Source organism: Cellulomonas alba, from assembly GCF_030362835.1.
In the GTDB taxonomy this organism is placed as follows: Bacteria; Actinomycetota; Actinomycetes; order Actinomycetales; family Cellulomonadaceae; genus Cellulomonas; species Cellulomonas alba.
In genome coordinates this window covers 273,437-292,896 of record NZ_JAUCGQ010000003.1, presented here as the reverse complement: position 1 = coordinate 292,896, position 19,460 = coordinate 273,437, and the positions used below count along the sequence as shown (strand labels likewise).

General features: G+C 74.5%; 17 protein-coding genes. 6 read left to right on the top strand and 11 right to left on the bottom strand.

Translation table 11 applies throughout. The features are described 5' to 3' along the window. From steA to QRT04_RS16305, 6 genes are all read left to right on the top strand, one after another. Positions 1-1,182 carry a putative cytokinetic ring protein SteA gene (gene steA, locus QRT04_RS16330; RefSeq protein WP_289456725.1) on the top strand — a complete coding sequence of 394 codons (1,182 nt, stop codon included), beginning with the start codon at positions 1-3 and terminating at the stop codon, positions 1,180-1,182. A gap of 42 nt (positions 1,183-1,224) precedes the next feature. Next, positions 1,225-2,283 (top strand): copper transporter, encoded by a 1,059-nt coding sequence (locus QRT04_RS16325; RefSeq protein WP_289456724.1) that lies wholly within the window; start codon positions 1,225-1,227, stop codon positions 2,281-2,283. Then, the gene (locus QRT04_RS16320) at positions 2,280-3,137 is read left to right on the top strand and encodes a hypothetical protein (RefSeq protein WP_289456723.1); all 858 of its coding nucleotides are present in this window, start codon (positions 2,280-2,282) and stop codon (positions 3,135-3,137) included. Before QRT04_RS16325 ends, QRT04_RS16320 begins: the two co-directional genes overlap by 4 nt. Continuing rightward, positions 3,134-4,813, top strand: a complete 1,680-nt coding sequence (murJ, locus tag QRT04_RS16315) for a murein biosynthesis integral membrane protein MurJ (protein ID WP_289456722.1) — start codon at positions 3,134-3,136, stop codon at positions 4,811-4,813. The genes QRT04_RS16320 and murJ overlap by 4 nt, the downstream gene beginning before the upstream one ends. Positions 4,814-4,947: 134 nt before the next feature. Then, positions 4,948-6,615, top strand: a complete 1,668-nt coding sequence (locus QRT04_RS16310) for a CTP synthase (RefSeq protein WP_289456721.1) — start codon at positions 4,948-4,950, stop codon at positions 6,613-6,615. After that, positions 6,612-7,208, top strand: coding sequence for an NUDIX domain-containing protein (locus tag QRT04_RS16305; protein ID WP_289456719.1), 597 nt, complete (start codon positions 6,612-6,614; stop codon positions 7,206-7,208). Before QRT04_RS16310 ends, QRT04_RS16305 begins: the two co-directional genes overlap by 4 nt. Positions 7,209-7,212: 4 nt before the next feature. Here QRT04_RS16305 and QRT04_RS16300 read toward each other — a convergent pair whose 3' ends face one another. The 11 genes from QRT04_RS16300 to QRT04_RS16250 all read right to left on the bottom strand — a co-directional run bounded on the left by QRT04_RS16300 (position 7,213) and on the right by QRT04_RS16250 (position 19,374). Next, positions 7,213-7,689, bottom strand: a complete 477-nt coding sequence (locus QRT04_RS16300) for a hypothetical protein (protein WP_289456717.1) — start codon at positions 7,687-7,689, stop codon at positions 7,213-7,215. Next, positions 7,686-8,501: an ABC transporter permease gene (locus tag QRT04_RS16295; protein WP_289456715.1), complete on the bottom strand. Its 816-nt coding sequence runs from the start codon at positions 8,499-8,501 to the stop codon at positions 7,686-7,688. Before QRT04_RS16295 ends, QRT04_RS16300 begins: the two co-directional genes overlap by 4 nt. Continuing rightward, a complete protein-coding gene (locus tag QRT04_RS16290; RefSeq protein WP_289456713.1) occupies positions 8,498-9,481 on the bottom strand; it encodes an ATP-binding cassette domain-containing protein in 984 nt (327 codons plus the stop codon). The genes QRT04_RS16295 and QRT04_RS16290 overlap by 4 nt, the downstream gene beginning before the upstream one ends. 68 nt (positions 9,482-9,549) lie before the next feature. Beyond that, entirely contained in the window at positions 9,550-10,443 is an 894-nt protein-coding gene (prpB, locus tag QRT04_RS16285) for a methylisocitrate lyase (protein ID WP_289456711.1), read from the bottom strand. Beyond that, the gene (locus tag QRT04_RS16280; RefSeq protein ID WP_289456709.1) at positions 10,443-11,972 is read right to left on the bottom strand and encodes an MmgE/PrpD family protein; all 1,530 of its coding nucleotides are present in this window, start codon (positions 11,970-11,972) and stop codon (positions 10,443-10,445) included. Before QRT04_RS16280 ends, prpB begins: the two co-directional genes overlap by 1 nt. 80 nt (positions 11,973-12,052) lie before the next feature. Next, positions 12,053-13,174, bottom strand: coding sequence for a bifunctional 2-methylcitrate synthase/citrate synthase (locus QRT04_RS16275; RefSeq protein WP_289456707.1), 1,122 nt, complete (start codon positions 13,172-13,174; stop codon positions 12,053-12,055). A 151-nt stretch (positions 13,175-13,325) separates the two neighbouring features. Continuing rightward, on the bottom strand, positions 13,326-15,344 hold the full coding sequence (locus tag QRT04_RS16270) for a HelD family protein (protein WP_289456706.1): 2,019 nt from the start codon (positions 15,342-15,344) through the stop codon (positions 13,326-13,328). Between the two features lie 62 nt (positions 15,345-15,406). Further along, positions 15,407-16,399: a COX15/CtaA family protein gene (locus QRT04_RS16265; RefSeq protein WP_289456705.1), complete on the bottom strand. Its 993-nt coding sequence runs from the start codon at positions 16,397-16,399 to the stop codon at positions 15,407-15,409. 88 nt (positions 16,400-16,487) lie between these two features. Further along, positions 16,488-17,258 (bottom strand): ABC transporter permease, encoded by a 771-nt coding sequence (locus QRT04_RS16260; RefSeq protein ID WP_289456704.1) that lies wholly within the window; start codon positions 17,256-17,258, stop codon positions 16,488-16,490. Next, entirely contained in the window at positions 17,255-18,178 is a 924-nt protein-coding gene (locus QRT04_RS16255; protein WP_289456703.1) for an ABC transporter ATP-binding protein, read from the bottom strand. The genes QRT04_RS16260 and QRT04_RS16255 overlap by 4 nt, the downstream gene beginning before the upstream one ends. An 89-nt stretch (positions 18,179-18,267) precedes the next feature. After that, entirely contained in the window at positions 18,268-19,374 is a 1,107-nt protein-coding gene (locus QRT04_RS16250; RefSeq protein ID WP_289456701.1) for an AAA family ATPase, read from the bottom strand. Positions 19,375-19,460 lie beyond the last annotated feature (86 nt).

The following is a 19,460-nucleotide window of genomic DNA, read 5'->3' as shown; positions in this document are numbered from 1 at the left end:
ATGAGAGCCTCCCTGCGTCGCCGCACGTCCAGCCCTGCCCCCGGAGTCGTGTCCGGTCCGGGACGCGTCGACCGACGGACCAAGTCGCTGACGAAGCGTCTGCGCCCTGGTGACGTCGCGGTCATCGACCACCTCGACCTCGACCGCGTGTCGGCCGAGGCGCTGGTGGCGTGCCAGCCCGTCGCCGTCCTCAACGCGGCGCGCTCCACGTCGGGCCGCTACCCGAACCTCGGGCCCGACATCCTCGTGTCGGCCGGGGTCCCCCTGATCGACGACCTCGGGCCCGACGTGATGACGATCGGCGAGGGCCACGAGGTTCGCGTCGACGGCGCGTGCGTGTACGTGGGCGAGACCCTCGTCGCGGAGGGCGTCGCACAGACCCCCGAGTCCGTCGCCGCCACGATGGAGGAGGCGCGGGCGGGCCTGTCCGTCCAGCTCGAGTCGTTCGCGGCGAACACCATGGACTACCTGCGGCGCGAGCGCGACCTGCTGCTCGACGGCGTCGGCGTGCCCGACGTGTCGACGCAGATCGATGGCCGCCAGGTGCTGATCGTGGTGCGCGGGTACCACTACAAGGAGGACCTGGTCACGCTGCGGCCGTACATCCGCGAGTACCGGCCGGTGCTCATCGGGGTCGACGGCGGCGCGGACGCGATCCTCGAGGCGGGCTGGAAGCCCGACATGATCGTCGGCGACATGGACTCGGTGTCCGACCGGGCCCTGACCTGCGGCGCCGAGATCGTGGTGCACGCGTACCGCGACGGACGGGCCCCCGGCCTCGCCCGCGTCGAGCAGCTCGACGTGCCGCACGTCGTGTTCCCCGCCACCGGCACGAGCGAGGACGTCGCCATGCTCCTGGCCGACGACAAGGGCGCCGAGCTGATCGTCGCCGTCGGCACGCACGCCACGCTCGTCGAGTTCCTCGACAAGGGCCGCTCCGGCATGGCGAGCACCTTCCTGACGCGGCTGCGCGTGGGCGGCAAGCTCGTGGACGCCAAGGGCGTCTCGCGGCTCTACCGCCAGCGCATCTCGAACGTGCAGCTCACGCTGCTCGTCCTCGCGGGCCTGCTCGCGCTCGGCGTCGCGCTCGCGTCGACCGCAGCGGGCCAGACGCTGATCGAGCTGATCGGCGCGCGCTTCGACGACTTCACGTCCTGGGTCGGGAAGCTGTTCGGCGGCTGAGCGCCGCCCCCCGACCGCACCCCAGCCGACCTCGGAGAACCTGTGATCGACTTCCGCTACCACGTCGTCTCGCTCATCTCGGTGTTCCTGGCGCTCGCCGTGGGCATCGCGCTCGGCGCCGGACCGCTCAAGGAGACGATCGGCGACACCCTGACCGGCCAGGTGCAGCAGCTCCGCAGCGAGAAGGACGACCTGCGCACGCAGCTCGACGGCGCGAACGGCGACCTCGCCGACGCGACCACGTACATCGACGCGACCGCGGGCCGGATGCTGCCGGGCTCGCTGCCCGGCCGCCGGGTCGCCGTGGTGCTCCTCGGCGACGTGCCGGCGAAGCAGCACGGCGCGATCGACGACCGGCTGGGGCAGGCGGGCGCGACGGTCTCTGCCGAGGTGACGCTCGGCGCGTCCTGGACCGACCCGGGCCAGCGGTCGTACCGCCAGGCGCTGGTCAGCCAGATGCTCCCGCACCTGCAGATCGCGCCGGACGCGGCGGCGAGCGCCGAGGAGCAGCTCGCCACGGCGCTCGTCGAGGGGCTCGTGCAGAGCGACCCGGCGGACCCGGACAAGCTGAGCGACGACGCGCACGACGTGCTGGACATCCTGTCGTCGAAGAGCGCCGGCACACCGCTGATCGCGGTGAAGAAGGAGGTCGCGGCACCCGCGGACGCCGTCGTGGTGATCGCCGTGCCGACGGAGGCGAGCACAGGCCAGACCCAGGCGAGCCCCGCGCCGTCCACCGAGACCGTCGCCGCTCAGCTCGCGGTCGTCGTGGCGGCGCAGCGGTACTCGACCGGCGCGGTGCTCGCGGACGGACCGCGCGGCTCGGACAGCCTGACGGACGCCGTCCTGTCCGACGACACCCTCTCCGACACCGTGACCACGGTGTCGAGCACCGACGAGGTGCCGGGCCAGGTCTCCGTGCCGCTCGCGCTCGCGGCCCGTATCGCCGCCGTCAACGGGCACTACGGCTTCGGCTCCGACGAGACGCCGCTGCCGCCCCCGGCCGAGCTCCAGCCGATCAACCGGGTTCCCTCGTCGGACCAGGGCGTCACGGTGCCGCCGACGTCGAAGCCGACCCCGACCCACGGCAGCAAGGGATGACGCGTCGCCTGCTGGCCGCGGCGACGGCAGCGGCCGTCACGTCGGCGGTCCGGCGTCGCCTGGCTGACACCACGCCGGGTGGCGCGGAGCGCTGGACGCGCACCAACCACCGCGGCGAGCCCGTCAGCATGCTCGAGGGGCCGGCCGTCGCGGCCGGTCTCGTGGCCGGCGCCGTGGTCGGCGCTCCGTCGGCGCGTGCGGCGGCGGCGCTCGCGCTCGCGACGGGCGCGGGTGCCGCCTTCGGCGTCGTCGACGACCTGGCCGAGGACCGCACCGCGACCCGGAAGGGACTGCGCGGCCATCTCGGCGCGCTCGCCCGCGGCGAGGTGACGACGGGTGGGCTCAAGGTGCTCGGCATCGGTGCGGGCGCGCTGCTGGCCGCGGCCGTCGCGACGCCGCGTCACCGCCCGGGCGGCGCGTCCCGGTCCGCCGTCGGCTGGGCCGCGGACGTCGCGGTCTCGGGCGCGCTCGTGGCGGCGTCCGCCAACCTGGTCAACCTGCTCGACCTGCGCCCCGGTCGCGCACTGAAGGCGGTCGGGATCGCCGCGGGGCCGCTCGCGCTCGGCGGTCCGGCCGCGGCGCCCGCCGCCGCGATGCTCGGCGCTGTGGCCGCCGCGGCGCCCGCCGACCTCGCGGAGAGCGACATGCTCGGCGACGGTGGCGCGAACGCGCTTGGCGCGGCGCTCGGCACCGCGCTCGTCATCGGTGCCCCGCGTCCCGTGCGGATCGCGGCGCTGGCGGGGGCCGTGGCACTCACCGTCGCGAGCGAGCGCGTCTCGTTCACGCAGGTCATCGAGCGCACGCCCGTGCTGCGGGACATCGACGGCTGGGGTCGTCGACCCGCCGTCACATGAGCCCCGCCGTGAGGCGCGCGCTCGGCGGCCTCGCCGGGGCCGCCGCCATGATCGCCGCCATCACGGTGGTGAGCCGGCTGCTCGGGTTCGCGCGGTGGCTGGTGCAGGCGCACGCGTTCGGCACGGGCGGGATCGGCGGCGCGTACAACGCCGCGAACACGCTGCCCAACGTCCTCTTCGAGGTCGCCGCCGGCGGTGCGCTCGCAGGTGCCGTCGTCCCCCTGCTCGCGCTGCCGATCGCGCGGCACGCGAAGCGCGACGTCGACGCCATCGCCTCCGGCGCTCTCGGGTGGACGCTGCTGGTGCTCGTGCCGGTGGGCGGGCTGCTCGCCGCGCTGTCGGGACGGATCGCCGCGGTCTGGCCCGGGGACGACCTGACGGGCGCGCAGCGTGACCTGCTCCAGATGTTCGTGCTCGTCTTCTCGATCCAGGTGCCGATGTACGGCGTCGCGGTGCTGCTCTACGCGGTGCTCCAGGCGCACAAGCGGTTCTTCTGGCCGGCGTTCGCGCCCGTCATGTCGTCGGTCGTGGTGATCGCGACGTACGTCGTGTACGCCGCGGCGTCCGGAGGCGAGCGAAACGACCCCGCGGCCGCCGGTGACGCCGCGCTGAACGTGCTCGCGTGGGGGACGACTCTCGGGGTCGCGGCCATGTGCCTGCCGATGTTCGTGCCGGTGCACCGCCTCGGTGTCCGGCTGCGACCGACGCTGCGCTTCCCGCCCGGCGTCGGGCGGCGGCTCGCGTCGCTCGCGTTCGCCGGAGTCGGCTCGCTCGTGGCGCAGCAGCTCGCTCTCCTCGTCGTGCTGCTGACGTCGTTCGCGCGCGGTTCGAAGGGCACGTTCTCGGTGTTCCTGTGGACGCAGCAGGTGTACCTGCTGCCCTACGCCGTCCTCGTGGTGCCGCTCGCGACGTCGACGTTCCCGCGGATGGCCGCGCGTGCCGCGCAGGGACGTCACGCCGAGTTCGCCCGCATGGCGTCGGGCACGACGCGGGCCGTGCTCGCGGCGGCGACGCTCGGCGGTGCGGCGGTCGCCGCGGCCGCTCCGGCGGTGGCGGACGTCTTCGGCTCCGTCGCCAGGGACCCCTCGGGTGTCGCGGGGATGGCGCCGGCGCTCACGGCGATGATCCCCGGTCTCCTCGGCTTCGCGGTGATGTTCCACGCCTCGCGCTCGCTGTACGCGCTCGAGCGGGGGCGTGCCGCGGTGGCGGCGAACGTCGCAGGGTGGGGGACCGCCGCCGTCGCGACCGTCGTCGCGGCGGTCGTCGCGACGCCGGACGGGCACGACGGTGCCGCGACGCTCACCGCGCTCGGCGTGGCGAGCTCGATCGGCATGCTGGTCGGTGGTGTCGTCGTCGTCGTCGCGCTGCGCCGGGCCGGCGGCGCGGGCGTGACGAGCGGGTTCACGCGGACGCTGCCCGTGCTCCTCGTCGGGGGCGCCGTCGGAGCCGTCGCCGGTCGGTGGGTGTGCGACGAGGTCGCCGCGCTCGTCGGTCACGACGTCGTGTCGGCGATCGGCGCGGCTGCGGGTGGCGGCGTGGTCGCGGCGCTCGTGGTCGCCGTCGCCATCGCGGTCGGCGACCGCGGCACGGTGCGGGACCTGCGCGCGGTCGAGTCGCAGCCCGCGCCCGCCGGCTTCGCCGCCTCGACGCCCGACGAGTCGGTCTCGCAGTCCTGATCCTGCCCTTGCGCCTGACGGGGCCGGTGCGTCGCGCGTTCGACGCGAGAGCCACCGGCGGTGGGCGCGCGGGTGGCCCGACTCACCCCAAGGTCCCGGCAGTAGTTCCGGATCGTCGGATAGGGTGGAACCCCGTGACAGAGCGCGCGCATCGACTCTCCGGGCGGTCGGACTCCACGACCCGGCACATCTTCGTCACGGGGGGCGTCGCCTCCTCTCTGGGCAAGGGCCTGACGGCGAGCAGCCTCGGCCGGCTCCTCCGCTCCCGCGGCCTTCGGGTCACGATGCAGAAGCTCGACCCGTACCTCAACGTCGACCCGGGCACGATGAACCCGTTCCAGCACGGCGAGGTCTTCGTCACCGAGGACGGCGCCGAGACGGACCTCGACGTCGGCCACTACGAGCGGTTCCTCGACGTGAACCTCGTGGGCTCGGCGAACGTGACGACCGGCCAGGTCTACTCGCACGTGATCGCCAAGGAGCGTCGCGGCGAGTACCTCGGCGACACCGTGCAGGTCATCCCGCACATCACGGACGCGATCAAGGAGCGCATGCGCGCGCAGGCGTCCGACGAGGTCGACGTGATCATCACGGAGATCGGCGGCACGGTCGGCGACATCGAGTCGCAGCCCTTCCTCGAGGCCGCCCGCCAGGTCCGCCACGACCTCGGCCGCGACAACGTCTTCTTCCTGCACGTCTCGCTCGTGCCGTACATCGGCCCGTCGGGCGAGCTCAAGACGAAGCCGACGCAGCACTCGGTCGCCGCGCTGCGCTCGATCGGCATCCAGCCCGACGCGATCGTCCTGCGCTGCGACCGGGACGTCCCGGAGGGCACCAAGCGCAAGATCGCGCTGTTCTGCGACGTCGACGTCGAGGGCGTCGTCACCGCCAAGGACGCGCCGTCGATCTACGACATCCCGCGTGTGCTGCATGCCGAGGGCCTCGACGCCTACGCGGTGCAGCGACTGGGCCTGCCGTTCCGCGACGTCGACTGGAGCGGCTGGGACGCGCTGCTGCACCGCGTCCACGAGCCGTCGAGCCAGGTCGAGGTCGCGCTCGTCGGCAAGTACATCGACCTGCCGGACGCGTACCTCTCGGTGACCGAGGCGCTGCGCGCGGGCGGGTTCCACCACGACGCCAAGGTCACGATCCGCTGGGTGCGCTCGGACGACTGCGCGACGCCCGAGGGCGCGCGGCTCGCGCTCGAGGGCGTCGACGCGGTGCTGATCCCCGGCGGCTTCGGCGTGCGCGGCATCGAGGGCAAGCTCGGGGCGCTGCGCTGGTCGCGAGAGAACCTCGTGCCGACCCTCGGCATCTGCCTCGGCCTGCAGTGCATGGTCATCGAGTACTCGCGCACGGTGCTCGGCTTCGAGGGCGCGTCGTCGTCCGAGTTCGACGAGGACACCGCCTACCCCGTGATCGCCACGATGGAGGAGCAGCTCGCGATCGTCGGCGGCGCCGGCGACCTGGGCGGCACGATGCGGCTCGGTGCGTACGACGCGGTGCTCGCGGACGGCTCGATCGTGGCCGAGGTCTACGGGTCGACGAAGGTCTCCGAGCGGCACCGCCACCGGTACGAGGTGAACAACGCGTACCGCGACAAGCTCGAGGAGGCCGGCCTGGTCGTCTCGGGGGTGTCGCCGGACCGGTCGCTCGTCGAGTTCGTCGAGCTGCCGCGCGACGTGCACCCGTACTACGTGTCGACGCAGGCGCACCCCGAGTTCAAGTCGCGCCCGAACCGCGCGCACCCGCTGTTCGCGGGCCTGGTGGGCGCGGCGCTCGAGCAGCAGCGGGCCTCGTGACGGTCGCGGACCGCCCCACCGAGCACCCGGTGGTGGAGCACACGCTGCTCCACCGGGGGCGGGTGTGGGACCTGGTCAGCGACACCGTCGACCTCGGCGCGAGCCAGGTGGTCCGCGAGTACGTCGACCACCCGGGTGCGGTCGCGGTCGTCGCGCTGGACGACGACGACCGGGTGCTGCTGCTCTCGCAGTACCGGCACCCGGCGCGCGCCGAGCTGTGGGAGCCGCCCGCGGGGCTGCTCGACGTCGACGGCGAGCCGCCGGTCGCGGCCGCCGTGCGAGAGCTCGCCGAGGAGGCCGACCTGCGCGCGGCCTCGTGGTGGCGCCTGGTGGAGTTCTTCACGACGCCGGGCGGCTCGGACGAGCGGATCGTCGTCTTCCTGGCACGCGGCCTCACACCGGTGCCCGACGGCGAGCGGTACGAGCGGGTGGACGAGGAGGCCGGGATGGTGCCGGTCTGGGTGCCGCTCGACGACGCGGTCGAGGCCGCGCTCACCGGACGGCTGCAGAGCCCGACCGCGGTGACGGGCATCCTCGCCGCAGCGGCGGCGCGCGCCCGCGGGTGGGGAACCCTCGCGCCCGTCGAGGGCTGACGCGTCAGGCGTCGGGGCGGCCGTCGGTGGGCCGAGCGAGCCCTGACGACGCCTCGGGCCCGGCCGCCGGCTCGGCCCATGCCACGTCGAGGTGCGCGACCCTGGTCTCGCGCTGGACGAGGTACCGGTCGTCCTCCGGGTAGAACACCGCGGCGCCGATGTCCTCGCCCGCGAACGCCGTGATGTCCGCCCGCGAGCTCCACAGGGAGATCGTGCGGACCTCCGTGCGGCCGCCGTCGAGGTCGCGATAGAGCAGCGCCGCCGCGAGGTTCCCGGGCGTCTCGCGGTACTCGCGCAGGCCGGTGCGCTCGAGGTAGGCGCGGTAGGAGTCGCGGTCCTCGGTGCGGATCCAGCCGCGCCAGCTGCGCAGGACGGGCACGCCTGACGCCGGGTGGTGCCGTTCGCCGGCGCCGGGCCGGGCGGACGGGCCGAGCCGGCCCACCCGGCCCGGCACGTCGTCGGGGCGCGTCGCTGGGCTCACCGGCTCGTCGAGTGGCGGTACTGCGCGTTCGCCACCGGCACGAAGACCACCAGGAACACCAGGACCCAGATGCTCGTGTAGAGCTCGGGGTGCTGCAGCGGCCAGCCCGTCGGCTTCGGCGTGCCGGGCGGGATGTTCCCGAACAGCTCGCGCGCCGCCTGCGTCACCGTCGAGACCGGGTTCCACTCCGCGATCGTCCGCAGCGGGCCGGGCAGGCTCTCGAGCGGCACGAACGTGTTCGCGATGAACGTGAGCGGGAAGATCACGATGAAGCTCGCGTTGTTCACGACCTCGGGGCTCGGCACGAGCATGCCGATCCACGCGAACACCCACGAGATGGAGTACGCGAACAGGATGAGCAGCAGGTAGCCGCCGGCGGCCTCCCAGAACGACGTGTGGATCCGCCAGCCGACCAGCAGGCCGGTCAGCGACATGACGATCAGCACCAGGACGTTGTTCACGACGTCGGACAGCGTGCGGCCCGTGAGGACGGCGGACGGTGCCATGGGCAGCGACCGGAACCGGTCGATGATCCCCTTCTTGACGTCCTCCGCCAGGCCGGCGCCCGTGATCGTCGCGCCGAAGATGACGGTCTGGGCGAAGATGCCCGCCATGAGGTACTCGCGGTAGAGCTCGGGATCGGCGTCGCCGCCCGGCACGGAGATCGCGCCCCCGAACACGTACGCGAACAGCAGCACGAACATGATCGGCGAGAGCGTCGTGAAGACCAGCAGGTCCGGCACGCGCTTGATCTTGATGATGTTCCGCTTCGCGACGACGTTGGCGTCGCTCAGGACCGTCAGGGCGCTCATCGGCGGGCTCCGCTCGTCTCCAGCTGATCGTTCTCGTCCTCCTGCGTCGCGCGTCCCGTCAGCGCCAGGAACACGTCGTCGAGCGTCGGCCGCCGCAACCCCACGTCGTCGAGCCCGATCTGCTCGGCCTCGAGCCGGCGCAGCGCCTCCGACAGCACCTCGGGTCCGCCCGAGACGGGCATGACGAACGCGCGGCGTCCTTCGTCGACCGTCGGCGTCCCGACGCCCAGCGGCTCGAGCACCTCGCGCGCCCGCGCCAGCCGCGTCGCGTCCTGCACGACCAGCTCGAGGCGCTCGCCGCCGACCTGGCGCTTGAGCTCGTCCGACGTGCCCTGCGCGATGACGCGACCGTGGTCGATGACGACGATCTCGTCCGCGAGCAGGTCGGCCTCCTCGAGGTACTGCGTGGTGAGCATGACGGTGGTGCCGCCCTTCGCGAGCGTCTGGATCACGTCCCACATGTCCGTGCGGCCGCGCGGGTCGAGCCCGGTGGTCGGCTCGTCGAGGAAGAGCACCGGTGGGTCGGCGACGAGCGCACCGGCCAGGTCGAGGCGGCGACGCATGCCGCCCGAGTAGGTGCGGGCGGGCCGGTCCGCGGCGTCCTCGAGCCGGAAGGACGCGAGCAGCTCGCGCGCCCGCGCCTGCGCTCGTTTGCGGCCGAGGTGGTAGAGCCGCCCGACCATCTCGAGGTTCTCGTACCCCGTGAGGTACTCGTCCACGGCCGCGTACTGGCCCGAGAGGCCGATCTTGCGGCGCACGGCGGACGGCCGCGCCAGCACGTCGACCCCCGCGACCTCGGCGCTGCCCGCGTCCGGCCGCAGGAGCGTCGTGAGGATGCGCACGGTCGTCGTCTTGCCCGCCCCGTTCGGGCCGAGCAGCCCGAGCACGGAGCCCGTGGGCACGACGAGGTCCACGCCGTCGAGCGCCGTCACGTCCTTGTACTTCTTGACCAGTCCTCTGGCCACGATCGCGTCGGTCATGGTTGCGAGGCTAGATGTGACCTCTGACACACCCCAAGACGGTTTCCGGCCGGATCGCCGCGGCTTCGCTACAGGCGGAAGTTGAAGACGCCCTCGTCGAAGTGGCCGTAGGCCGCGTAGTCGAGCAGGTCGTAGAGCTGCGCCCGGGTCTGCATCCGGTCGAGCAGCCCCTCCTGCGTGCCCGACTCGAGGATCTCGTCGAGGCCCGCGGACGCGGCCCCCATGGCGAGTCGCAGCAGCGTGACCGGGTAGATCACGATGTTCATGCCGAGGTCGGTCAGCTGCTGCGCGGTGAGGAGCCGGCCCTTGCCGAACTCCGTCATGTTCGCCAGGAGCGGCACGTCGAGCGCGGCGCGGAACGCCGCGAACTCCTCGGGACCGGCGAGGGCCTCGGGGAACACCGCGTCGGCACCCGCGTCCACCAGGGCACGCGCACGGTCGATCGCCGCGTCGAGCCCCATCACCGCGCGCGCGTCGGTGCGGGCGACCACGAGGAAGTCGGGGTCGCGCCGCCCGTCGACCGCGGCACGGATGCGGCGCAGCGCGGTCTCGTCGTCGACGACGTCCTTCCCGTCGAGGTGCCCGCAGCGCTTCGGGTTCACCTGGTCCTCGATGTGGCACCCCGCGAGGCCCGCGTCCTCGAGCCCCTGGACCGTGCGCGCGACGTTCATCGGCTCGCCGAAGCCGGTGTCCGCGTCGACGAGCGCGGGCAGGTTCGTCATGCGCGCGATCTGCCCGGCGCGCGCGGTGACCTCGGTCGCGGTCGTCAGGCCGATGTCGGGCAGCCCGAGGTCGGCGGACAGGACCGCGCCCGAGACGTAGACGCCGTCGAACCCCTTGCTCTCGATCAGGCGCGCCGACAGCGGGTTGAACGCCCCCGGCAGGCGGAGCAGGCGGCCGGACGCGAGCGCGTCGCGGAAGATGCGGCGCTTGTCGGCCGCCGGCGTGGTCGCGTACAGCATCAGAACAGCCCTTCAGGCGTGGAGCTCGCGTCGAGAAGGCCGGGGCGCGCGACGACCGTGAGGCCCCCGAGCTCGTCGGGCCGCAGGTCCGGCAGCCGCTGCGCGACGTCGAGGAAGCGGTCGACCTCGGCGTCGTCGAGAGCGCCGACGGCGAGCGTCCGGAGCTTGCCGACGTAGTCGTCGCGTGCGAACGGGTGCGCGCCGAGCGGGTGCGCGTCGGCGACCGCGAGCTCGGCGGCCACGACCTCGCCGCTCGTCGTCGTGACCTCGACGCGGCCGCCGTAGCCGCGCTCGGCCGGGTCGGCCGCGTGGTAGCGGGCGGTCCACGCGGGGTCCTCGGTCGTCGTGACCTTGTGCCACAGCGCGACCGTGTCCGGGCGGCCGGCACGCTCGGGCGCGTACGAGTCGACGTGGTGCCACGTCCCGTCCTGCAGCGCGACCGTGAAGATGTACGGGATCGAGTGGTCGAGCGTCTCGCGCGACGCCGTCGGGTCGTACTTCTGCGGGTCGTTCGCGCCCGAGCCGATCACGTGGTGCGTGTGGTGCGACGTACGGATGAGGATCGACGCGACGTTCGCCGGGTCCGCGAGGTCGGGGCGCTCGCGGTGCAGCCGGCGGGCGAGGTCGATGAGCGCCTGCGCCTGGTACTCGGCGGAGTGCTGCTTGGTGTAGGTGTCGAGGATCGCCGTCCTCGGCTCGCCCGCGCCCGGCAGCGGGACGTCGTACGACGCGTCCGGCCCGTCGAGCAGCCACGCGACCACGCCGTCCTCGCCCTCCCAGATCGGGTTCGGCGACGTCTCGCCCCGCATGGCGCGGTCGACGGCCTCGATCGCGACCTTGCCCGCGAACGCCGGCGCGTACGCCTTCCAGCTCGAGATCTCGCCCTTGCGGGACTGCCGCGTCGCCGTCGTGGTGTGCAGCGCCTGGCCCACCGCGTGGAACGTCACCTCGGGCGGCAGCCCGAGGAGCGTGCCGAGGCCCGCGGCGACCGACGGGCCGAGGTGCGCGACGTGGTCGATGCGGTGCTTGTGCAGGCTGATCGCCCGGACGAGGTCGACCTGGACCTCGTACGCCGTCGCGATCGCCCGCACCAGGTCGGCACCCGTCCGGCCTGTGTGCTGCGCGACCGCGACCAGTGGCGGGATGTTGTCGGCCGGGTGCGAGTAGTCCGCCGCGAGGAACGTGTCGTGGAAGTCGAGCTCGCGGACGGCGACGCCGTTGGCCCACGCGGCCCACTCGGGTGCGACCCGCACGCCGGGCTCGACACCGGAGACCGTCGCGCCGTGCCGGCTGCCGCCCGGGTGCGGGTGGGCGAGCGCCTGGGCGCGCGCTGCCGCCGCGGGGGCACGGGTCAGCGACGCCGCCGTGACGGCCGCGTTGTCGATGACGCGGTTGACGATCATCGCGGTGACGTCGTCCGGCACGGGCACCGGGTCGGCTGCGAGCTCGGCGATCGCCCACGCGAGCTGGTCGGCGCGGGGGAGCCGGTCGGCGCTCGGGTGGACGCGCAGGTGGTGGGTGCGGGGCATGCGCCTCCGTCCGGGTCGGGCCGCAGCGTCGGTGCGGCGGGCTCGCGCCGGCGTGCAGGGACGTCGGCGCCGAGCCGAGGCTAGTCGGCGCGCGCGGCGGGGAGCTCGCGGCGCGGCGGGCCGTCGTACTGGCTGAGCGGCCGGATCAGCGCGTTCGACCCGAGCTGCTCCATGACGTGCGCCGTCCACCCGACCACGCGGCTCGCGGCGAACAGCGGCGTGAACGTGGGGGTGTCGAAGCCGATCAGGTTGTACGCCGGTCCGGTCGGGTAGTCGAGGTTGGGCAGGATCCCGGTGCGGTCGGCCATCGCCTGCTCGAGCGCGACGTACAGCTCGAGCAGGTCGGGTCGGTCGTAGTGGTCGACGAGCCGGTCGAGCGCGCGCCGCATGGTCGGCACGCGGGAGTCGCCGTTCTTGTAGACGCGGTGCCCGAACCCCATGACCTTGCGCTTGGCGGCGAGCTCGCCGTCGAGCCACTCCGCGGCTCGGTCGGCGGAGCCGATCTGCGCGAACGTCGCCATGACGGCCTCGTTCGCGCCCCCGTGCAGCGCACCCTTGAGCGCGCCGACCGCGCCCGTGACGGCCGAGTGCAGGTCGGCGAGCGTCGATGCGATGACGCGAGCGGTGAACGTCGACGCGTTGAACGAGTGCTCGGCGTACAGGATCATCGACACCTCGAACGCCCGGACGACGACCGGGTCGGGCACCTCGCCGAAGGTCATCCACAGCGCGTTCTCCGCGTAGCCGAGGTCGTCCCGCGCGGGCACCGGCTCCTCGCCGCGACGCCGCCGCTGGTCGAGCGCCACGACGCCGGGCAGCTGCGCGAGCAGGCGCAGCGACTTGGCGAGGTTCGCCTCGCGCGAGGGGTCCTCGGCGGTCGGGTCGTGCGCGCCGATCACGCTCACGGCGGTGCGCACGACGTCCATCGGGTGGCAGGTCGTCGGCAGCGCGAGCACGGCCTCGACGACCTCCGCCGGCAGCGCGCGGTACGAGCGGCCACGGGTCTGGAGGTCCGCGAGCTCGTCGGGCGTCGGGAGCTCGCCGAGCCAGAGCAGGTGCGCGACCTCCTCGAACGAGCAGTGCTCGGCGAGCTGGTCGGCGGGGTATCCGCGGTACAGCAGCGTGCTCGTCTCGGGGTCGACCGACGAGATCGCGGTCGTGTCGACGACCACGCCTGCGAGGCCCTTGTGGATCTCGGTCATCGTGCCTCCATCGCCGGTGACGGATGCGGGGTCGCGGCGGGCCGCGGCCATGCGGGTGCGGTCGCGGCGGGCCGCGGCCGTGCGGGTGCGCGACCCCGGGGAGGTCGCGCGAGCCCACGCTAGACGCGGGCGCGCCGTCCCGCGCGGGACGTCACGCCGGCGAGGCGGGCGGCTGCGGCTCGACGATGACGAGCCGCGACGTCGGTCGCGTCAGGGCGACGTACAGATCGCGGTCGCCGCTCTCGCGAGCCGCGCGGATGCCGACGGGGTCGACGACGATCGCGGCGTCGAACTCGAGGCCCCGCACCTGGGAGACCGGCACGACGCGCACACCGTCGACCCCGGCGAGGGCTGAGGCCAGCGCGTCGGCGACGTCGTCGGGAGCGACGACCCCGACCAGGCCGCCCGCCGTCGCCTCACGACCGGCCTCCGCGAGCACGGCGTCCGTGAGGGCGCCCGCGGCGTGGCTGTGCCGCGGCGGGGGGCCCGTACGGAGCGCGCGCGAGCGGGGCTGGTCCGGCGCGATGGACGCGAGGAGGGGCTCGGCCTCGGCGAGCACCTCGGCCGTGGTGCGGTAGCAGACGGTGAGCGTGCGGACCTCGGCGTGACGCGCGACGTCGCCCAGCGCCTGGCGCCACGTCGTCGCGGCGGTCGCGGGGCCCGCCTGCGCGAGGTCGCCGACGATCGTCATGCTCCGCGCGGGGCAGCGCCGGAGCACCGCGCGCCACTGCATCGGCGTCAGCTCCTGCGCCTCGTCGACCACGACGTGCCCGAACGTCCGCTCCGGCGGGCCGTCGAGCAGGTGCGCAGCCTCGTCCAGCAGCGGCAGGTGCGCATCCGTCCAGCGGCGCACGCCGGGGACGACGTCGGCAACCACGTCGGCGGGGGTCAGCCGCGGCCATGCTCGCTCGACCGCGGCGTCGACCGCGGGGTCGTCGACGAGCGCCTCGCGGAGCGCCTGCGGGTCCAGCTCGGCGACCGCGGCTCGGTGGCCGTACGCGCCGCCCTCGTCGGCCGCGTAGCCGAGCCGTGCGAGGTCGGACGCGACCGCCCGCTCGACGTCGAGGCCGCCCGTCAGGACCTCCATGTCCTCGTCCATGCGCGCCAGGAACACGCGGGCACGGAGCTGGACCTCGTCCGCCAGCGCGTCGGCGACGAGCTCCCGGAACAGGTCGCGTGCCTGGTTGTGCGGCAGCTCGGAGGCCTGCGCCGTCGCACGGATCTCGGCGAGCGTGGCGGCGTCGAGCGTGATGCGGTCGCCGTCGATGAGCACCGTGAGCGTGCCGACCGGCGCCTGCCGGGCCCGGAGGGCGTCCGCGACGAGGGTCGCCTGGCGGGCCGAGCCGAGCCGCCGGTGAGCGCGCGCGGTGGCGCTCGGCACCGCGCGACCGATGCTCGCGGCGAGATCGTCGGACAGGAGGGCCGTCGGGGTGCTGAGCACCACGTCGTTCTCGCCGAGCGAGGGCAGCACCTCGGAGATGTGGTCGAGGAACCGCGGGTTGGGGCCGAGCACGAGGACCCCGTCGGCGCGCGCCTCGTCGAACATCGCGAGCACGTACGCCGCGCGGTGCAGCGCGACGACCGTCTTGCCGGTGCCGGGCCCGCCCTCGACGACCGTCACGCCGCGGTGGGGTGAGCGGACCACCGCGTCCTGCTCGGCCTGCAGCGTCGCGACGACCTCGGCCATGCGGCCGGTGCGGCGTGCCGTGAGCGCGTCGAGCAGCGGGCCGTCGCCGACGACGTCGTCCGGCCCGGGCGCGCTGCCGTCGCGCAGCTCGTCGCTCACTCCGGTGACCGTGCGGCCGCTCGACGTCAGGTGGCGTCGGCGGCGCAGGCCCTCGGGGCTCGCCGGCGTCGCCGCGTAGAACGGACGGGCGGCGTCGGCGCGCCAGTCGACGAGGAGCGCCTCGCCGTCGGCGCCGGTGAGACCCACGCGCCCGAGGTGCAGGGCCGTACCGTCGGTGCGGTCGATCCGGCCGAAGCAGACGTGGTGGTCCGCCGCACGCAGCGTGGCCGACCGCCGGTTCAGCAGGGCGAGCCGGACCTCGCGCAGGTCGTCCGAGGCGTCCCGCTGGACCTCGCCCACCTCGGCGGCGAGGCGCGCCTGCTCCGCGTCGAGGCGCGCGTACATCGCGTCGAGGTGCCGCTGCTCGACGGCGGTCTGCTGCACGCGCACGTCCTCCTCGCTCGGGGGTCCGACCCGGACCGGGGCGCCGGCGTCCCGGTCCGACGTCAGGGGGCGACGACCGCGTCGGCGCGGGTGATCCGGGGCCCGCGCGTGCGGAGCGCGCCGGTCACCGACACGACGCCCGCGGTCAGGCACGCCGCGCCCACGAGGTGCAGGTTGACGAGCGCGATCGGCAGGCCGGTGTAGAGCTGCACGTACCCGATCGTTCCCTGGCCGAGCGTCAGCCCGGCGAGCACGAGCGCGACGGTCCACGGGCGGTCGCGCACGCCGGTGCGCCACATCCGCCACAGCATCGCCGCCAGCACGATGACGAACAGCCACACCGACGCCGCATGGACCTTCGCGACCGTGTACGGGTCGACGGCGTAGCGGTAGCCGACCTGCTCGTCGCCCGAGTGCGGGCCCGCGCCGGTCGTCACGACCCCGAGCACGAGGACGACGACGGCCAGAGCCCACAGCGCGTGCTCGAGCGTGCGCACCGAGCGGTCGACGAGCGCGACGGGCGGCTCGTCCCCCTCCCGTGCCCGCACGAGCAGCCACATGGACAGCGCCACGAGCCCCATCGAGATGAGCATGTGGCTCGACACGAGCACCGGGTTGAGGTCGAACAGCACGGTGAGGCCGCCGACGACGGCCTGCACGAAGACGCCGATCACCGGGACGAGGCCGAGCCAGCGGTACGACCTCGGCCGGCGGCGGTCGCCCGTCACGAGCACGGCGACGGCGACCGCGACGACCATCAGCAGGACAGAGACGGTGCGGTTGCCGAACTCCACGAACGGGTGGAACGAGGTCGCGTCGTGCACCTCGGGCGTGAACTGACCGGGCGTGCACTGCGGCCACGTCGAGCACCCGAGGCCGGACGCCGTGAGGCGGACCGCGCCGCCGGTGCCGACGATGACGATCTGGCCGAGCAGGTTCGCGGTCACCGCCGCGAGGGTCCACCGCTCGCGCCACCGGGCGACCGCGTCGTGCAACCGGACGCGCCACGGCGCGGGCTTCGTCGGGCGCGCGGCGGTCACGGGTGCGGAGCTCACGGTGACCAGCCTACGAGCGCCCTGCGGGCCGACCGGACCACCGGACGGCGAGGCTCGTCACACCGCCGGACGGGCCGGCCGGGAGGGGTCAGTGCCAGCGGAACAGGCGGGCGGCCAGACCGCCGAGCACCGCCGTCCAGAGCACCAGCACGAGCACCGGTCCCAGCGGGAGCGACCCGTCCAGCAGCGCACCGCGGACCGCGTCGCCGAGGGCGCCGGACGGCAGGAGCGACGCGACGTGCGCGAGCCCGGGCGGGAGCCGGTCGGCCGGCACGACGATGCCGCCGGCCAGTGCGAGCGCGAGGAGCAGCAGGTTCGCCAGCGCGAGCACGGCCTCGGCGCGCAGCGTCCCCGCGACGACGAGCGCGAGCGACGTGAACGCCGCAGCGCCCAGCACGAGCGCCAGGACGGCCGGGCCGAACCCGGCGGCGTGCGGGTGCCAGCCGAGCGCGAACGCCGTGGCCCCGACGACGACCACCTGCAGCACCGCGACGGCGAGCACGCCGACGACCTTCCCCGCGAGCAGCCCGCCGCGGCCGAGGGGAGTGGTCGACAGCAGGCGCAGGACGCCGTTGCGGCGGTCGAAGGCGGTCGCGATCGCCTGGGACGTGAACGACGACGTCATCACGGCGAGCGCGAGCACGCCGGGCGTCAGGAAGTCGACGCGGGTGTGGCCGCCGGTGTCGAGCTCGACCGAGGTGGCCTTCGTCAGGCCGACGAGCACGAGGACGGGGATCACGATCGTGACGAGCAGCTGCTCGCCGTTGCGCAGGATCGCGCGGGTCTCGAAGCCCGTCTGCGCCGCGATGCGCCGCCAGGCGGGGGCGGCCGTGGACGGCGCGGGGTTCGTGGTCGTCATCGCAGCTCCCTGCCGGTCAGGTCGAGGAACACGTCCTCGAGCGTGCGGCGGCCGACGGTGAGGCGGGTGGCGAGGGCGCCCCGGTCCGCCAGCCACGCGGTGAGCGCGGCGACCGTGGCGGCCTCGACGGGCCCCGCGACCGTGTACGACCCTGCCGCGCGCTCCTCGACGGCGAACGGGCCGCCCAGAGCTGCCGTGAGCTCGGCGACCGGCAGGTCGGGCGTCGTGACGAGGTGCAGCGTCCGGTCGTCGGCGGAGGCGACGAGCTCGGGCACCGTGCCCTGCGCGATGACGCGGCCGTGGTCCACCACGACGACACGGTCCGCGAGCCGCTCGGCCTCGTCCATGAGGTGCGTGGTCAGCAGCACCGCGACGCCCTCGTCCCGCAGCTCGGCGACGAGGTCCCACACGACGCGCCGCGACTGCGGGTCCATGCCCGCGCTCGGCTCGTCGAGGAAGACGACCTCGGGCCGGCCGACGATCGCGGCGGCGAGCGCGAGCCGCTGACGCTGGCCGCCCGACAGGCGCCGGACGGTCGTGCCCGCGAACGCGTCGATGCCGAGGCGCTCGGTCAGCTCGGCGACCGGCCGAGGCGCCGCGTACATGCGCGCCACGTGCGCGAGCACGTCGCGGGCGCGCACCGCGGTCGGCAGCCCGCCGTCCTGCAGCATCACGCCGACGCGCGGCCGCAGCGCGCGGGCGTCGCCCACGGGGTCCAGCCCGAGCACGCGCACCTGGCCGTCGTCGGCGGTCCGCAGGCCCTCGCAGCACTCGACGGTCGTCGTCTTGCCGGCGCCGTTCGGGCCGAGGACCGCGGTCACCTGGCCGCGCGCCGCGACGAGGTCCAGGCCGTCCACGACCGGTCGCCCGTCGTACCTCTTGACGAGACCGCTGATCTCGACGGCGGACGTGGCTGGCACGGTTCGGGAGTCTAGGACGGCGGGGGAAGGCGGCCCGCCCGTGAGGGGCGGACGTGAGCGACGCCACGTGCGGCCGCTCGCCGGTGGCGTCAGCGCTTCGGCCAGCTCCAGGCCGGGCCGTCGAGCAGCCCCGCGCCGGCGACGGACGTGACGGCGCCGGCCTTCGCCAGCTCGATCGCCGTGGCGTCGGCCTGGCGGAGCGCGCGCCCCAGCTCGTCGGCGTGCGTGACGACGAGGACCTGCGAGCGCTCGGCGGCCCTCGCCACGAGCGCGGCGACCGCCGGCATCAGGCTGGGGTGCAGGCTCGACTCGGGCTCGTTGAGGACCAGGAGGTCGGGCGGCCGCGTCGCGAATGCCGCCGCGGCGAGGAGCAGGAACGTCAGCGTGCCGTCGGAGAGCTCCGCGGCGGACAGCGACCGTCGCAGGCCGGGCTGCGTCATGGCGAGCAGGCACGCGCCCTCCTCGGTCTCCGTCACGCGGATCCGCGAGCCCGCGAAGGCCACGTCGACCGACGCCGCCAGGCCGGCCGCGTCACCGGTGCGGTCGATCGTGAGCAGCGCCGCGGCGAGGTCGTCGCCGTCGGGTGCCAGCGCGGGCGTGAACGTGGGCACGCCTGGCCGGCGGGCGGGAGCGTCGGCGTCGGTGCGCAGGTGGTCGTAGAACCGCCAGCGCCGCGCCTGCTCGCGCAGCGCGAACAGGTCCGGCGTCGCGCCCGGGTCGGCCAGGTGCGCCATGACCGACTCGTGGTCGTCGAGCGTCAGCGGGATCGTCGCCCACGCACCGTCGTCGCGCCGCGTGCGGACCCGCGACCCCGTGCGCTCCGTCAGGATCGTCGACGGTCGGAGCACCTCGCCGGCCCAGACGACCTCCGACTTGATCTCCGGGTCGAGCGTGAAGGGGCCCAGCTGCGGCAGCCCGAGGTCGACCGCGTACGAGAGGTCCTCGGTCGCGAACCCGAGCCGGATCGCGACCGGACCGGGCCCGCGCTCGCCGGCGTGGACCGCGGAGCGCATGCCGCCCTCCCGCGCCAACGACGAGACCGCGCCGTCCCGCGCCACGTCGGCGAGCAGGCGGAGCGCGCGGTAGAGGCTCGTCTTGCCGGAGCCGTTGGCGCCGGTCACGACCGTGAGCCGGTCGAGGCTCAGCGTCAGGGAGCGCAGGCTGCGGTACCCCTCGACGGCCAGCGTCCGGATCATGCGGCGACCCTAGCGGCGAGGGCCGACGAGGGTCGTCGCGCCGAGGAGGCCGCAGGCTCGACGCTCGTCACGCTCGAGCGTGGGCT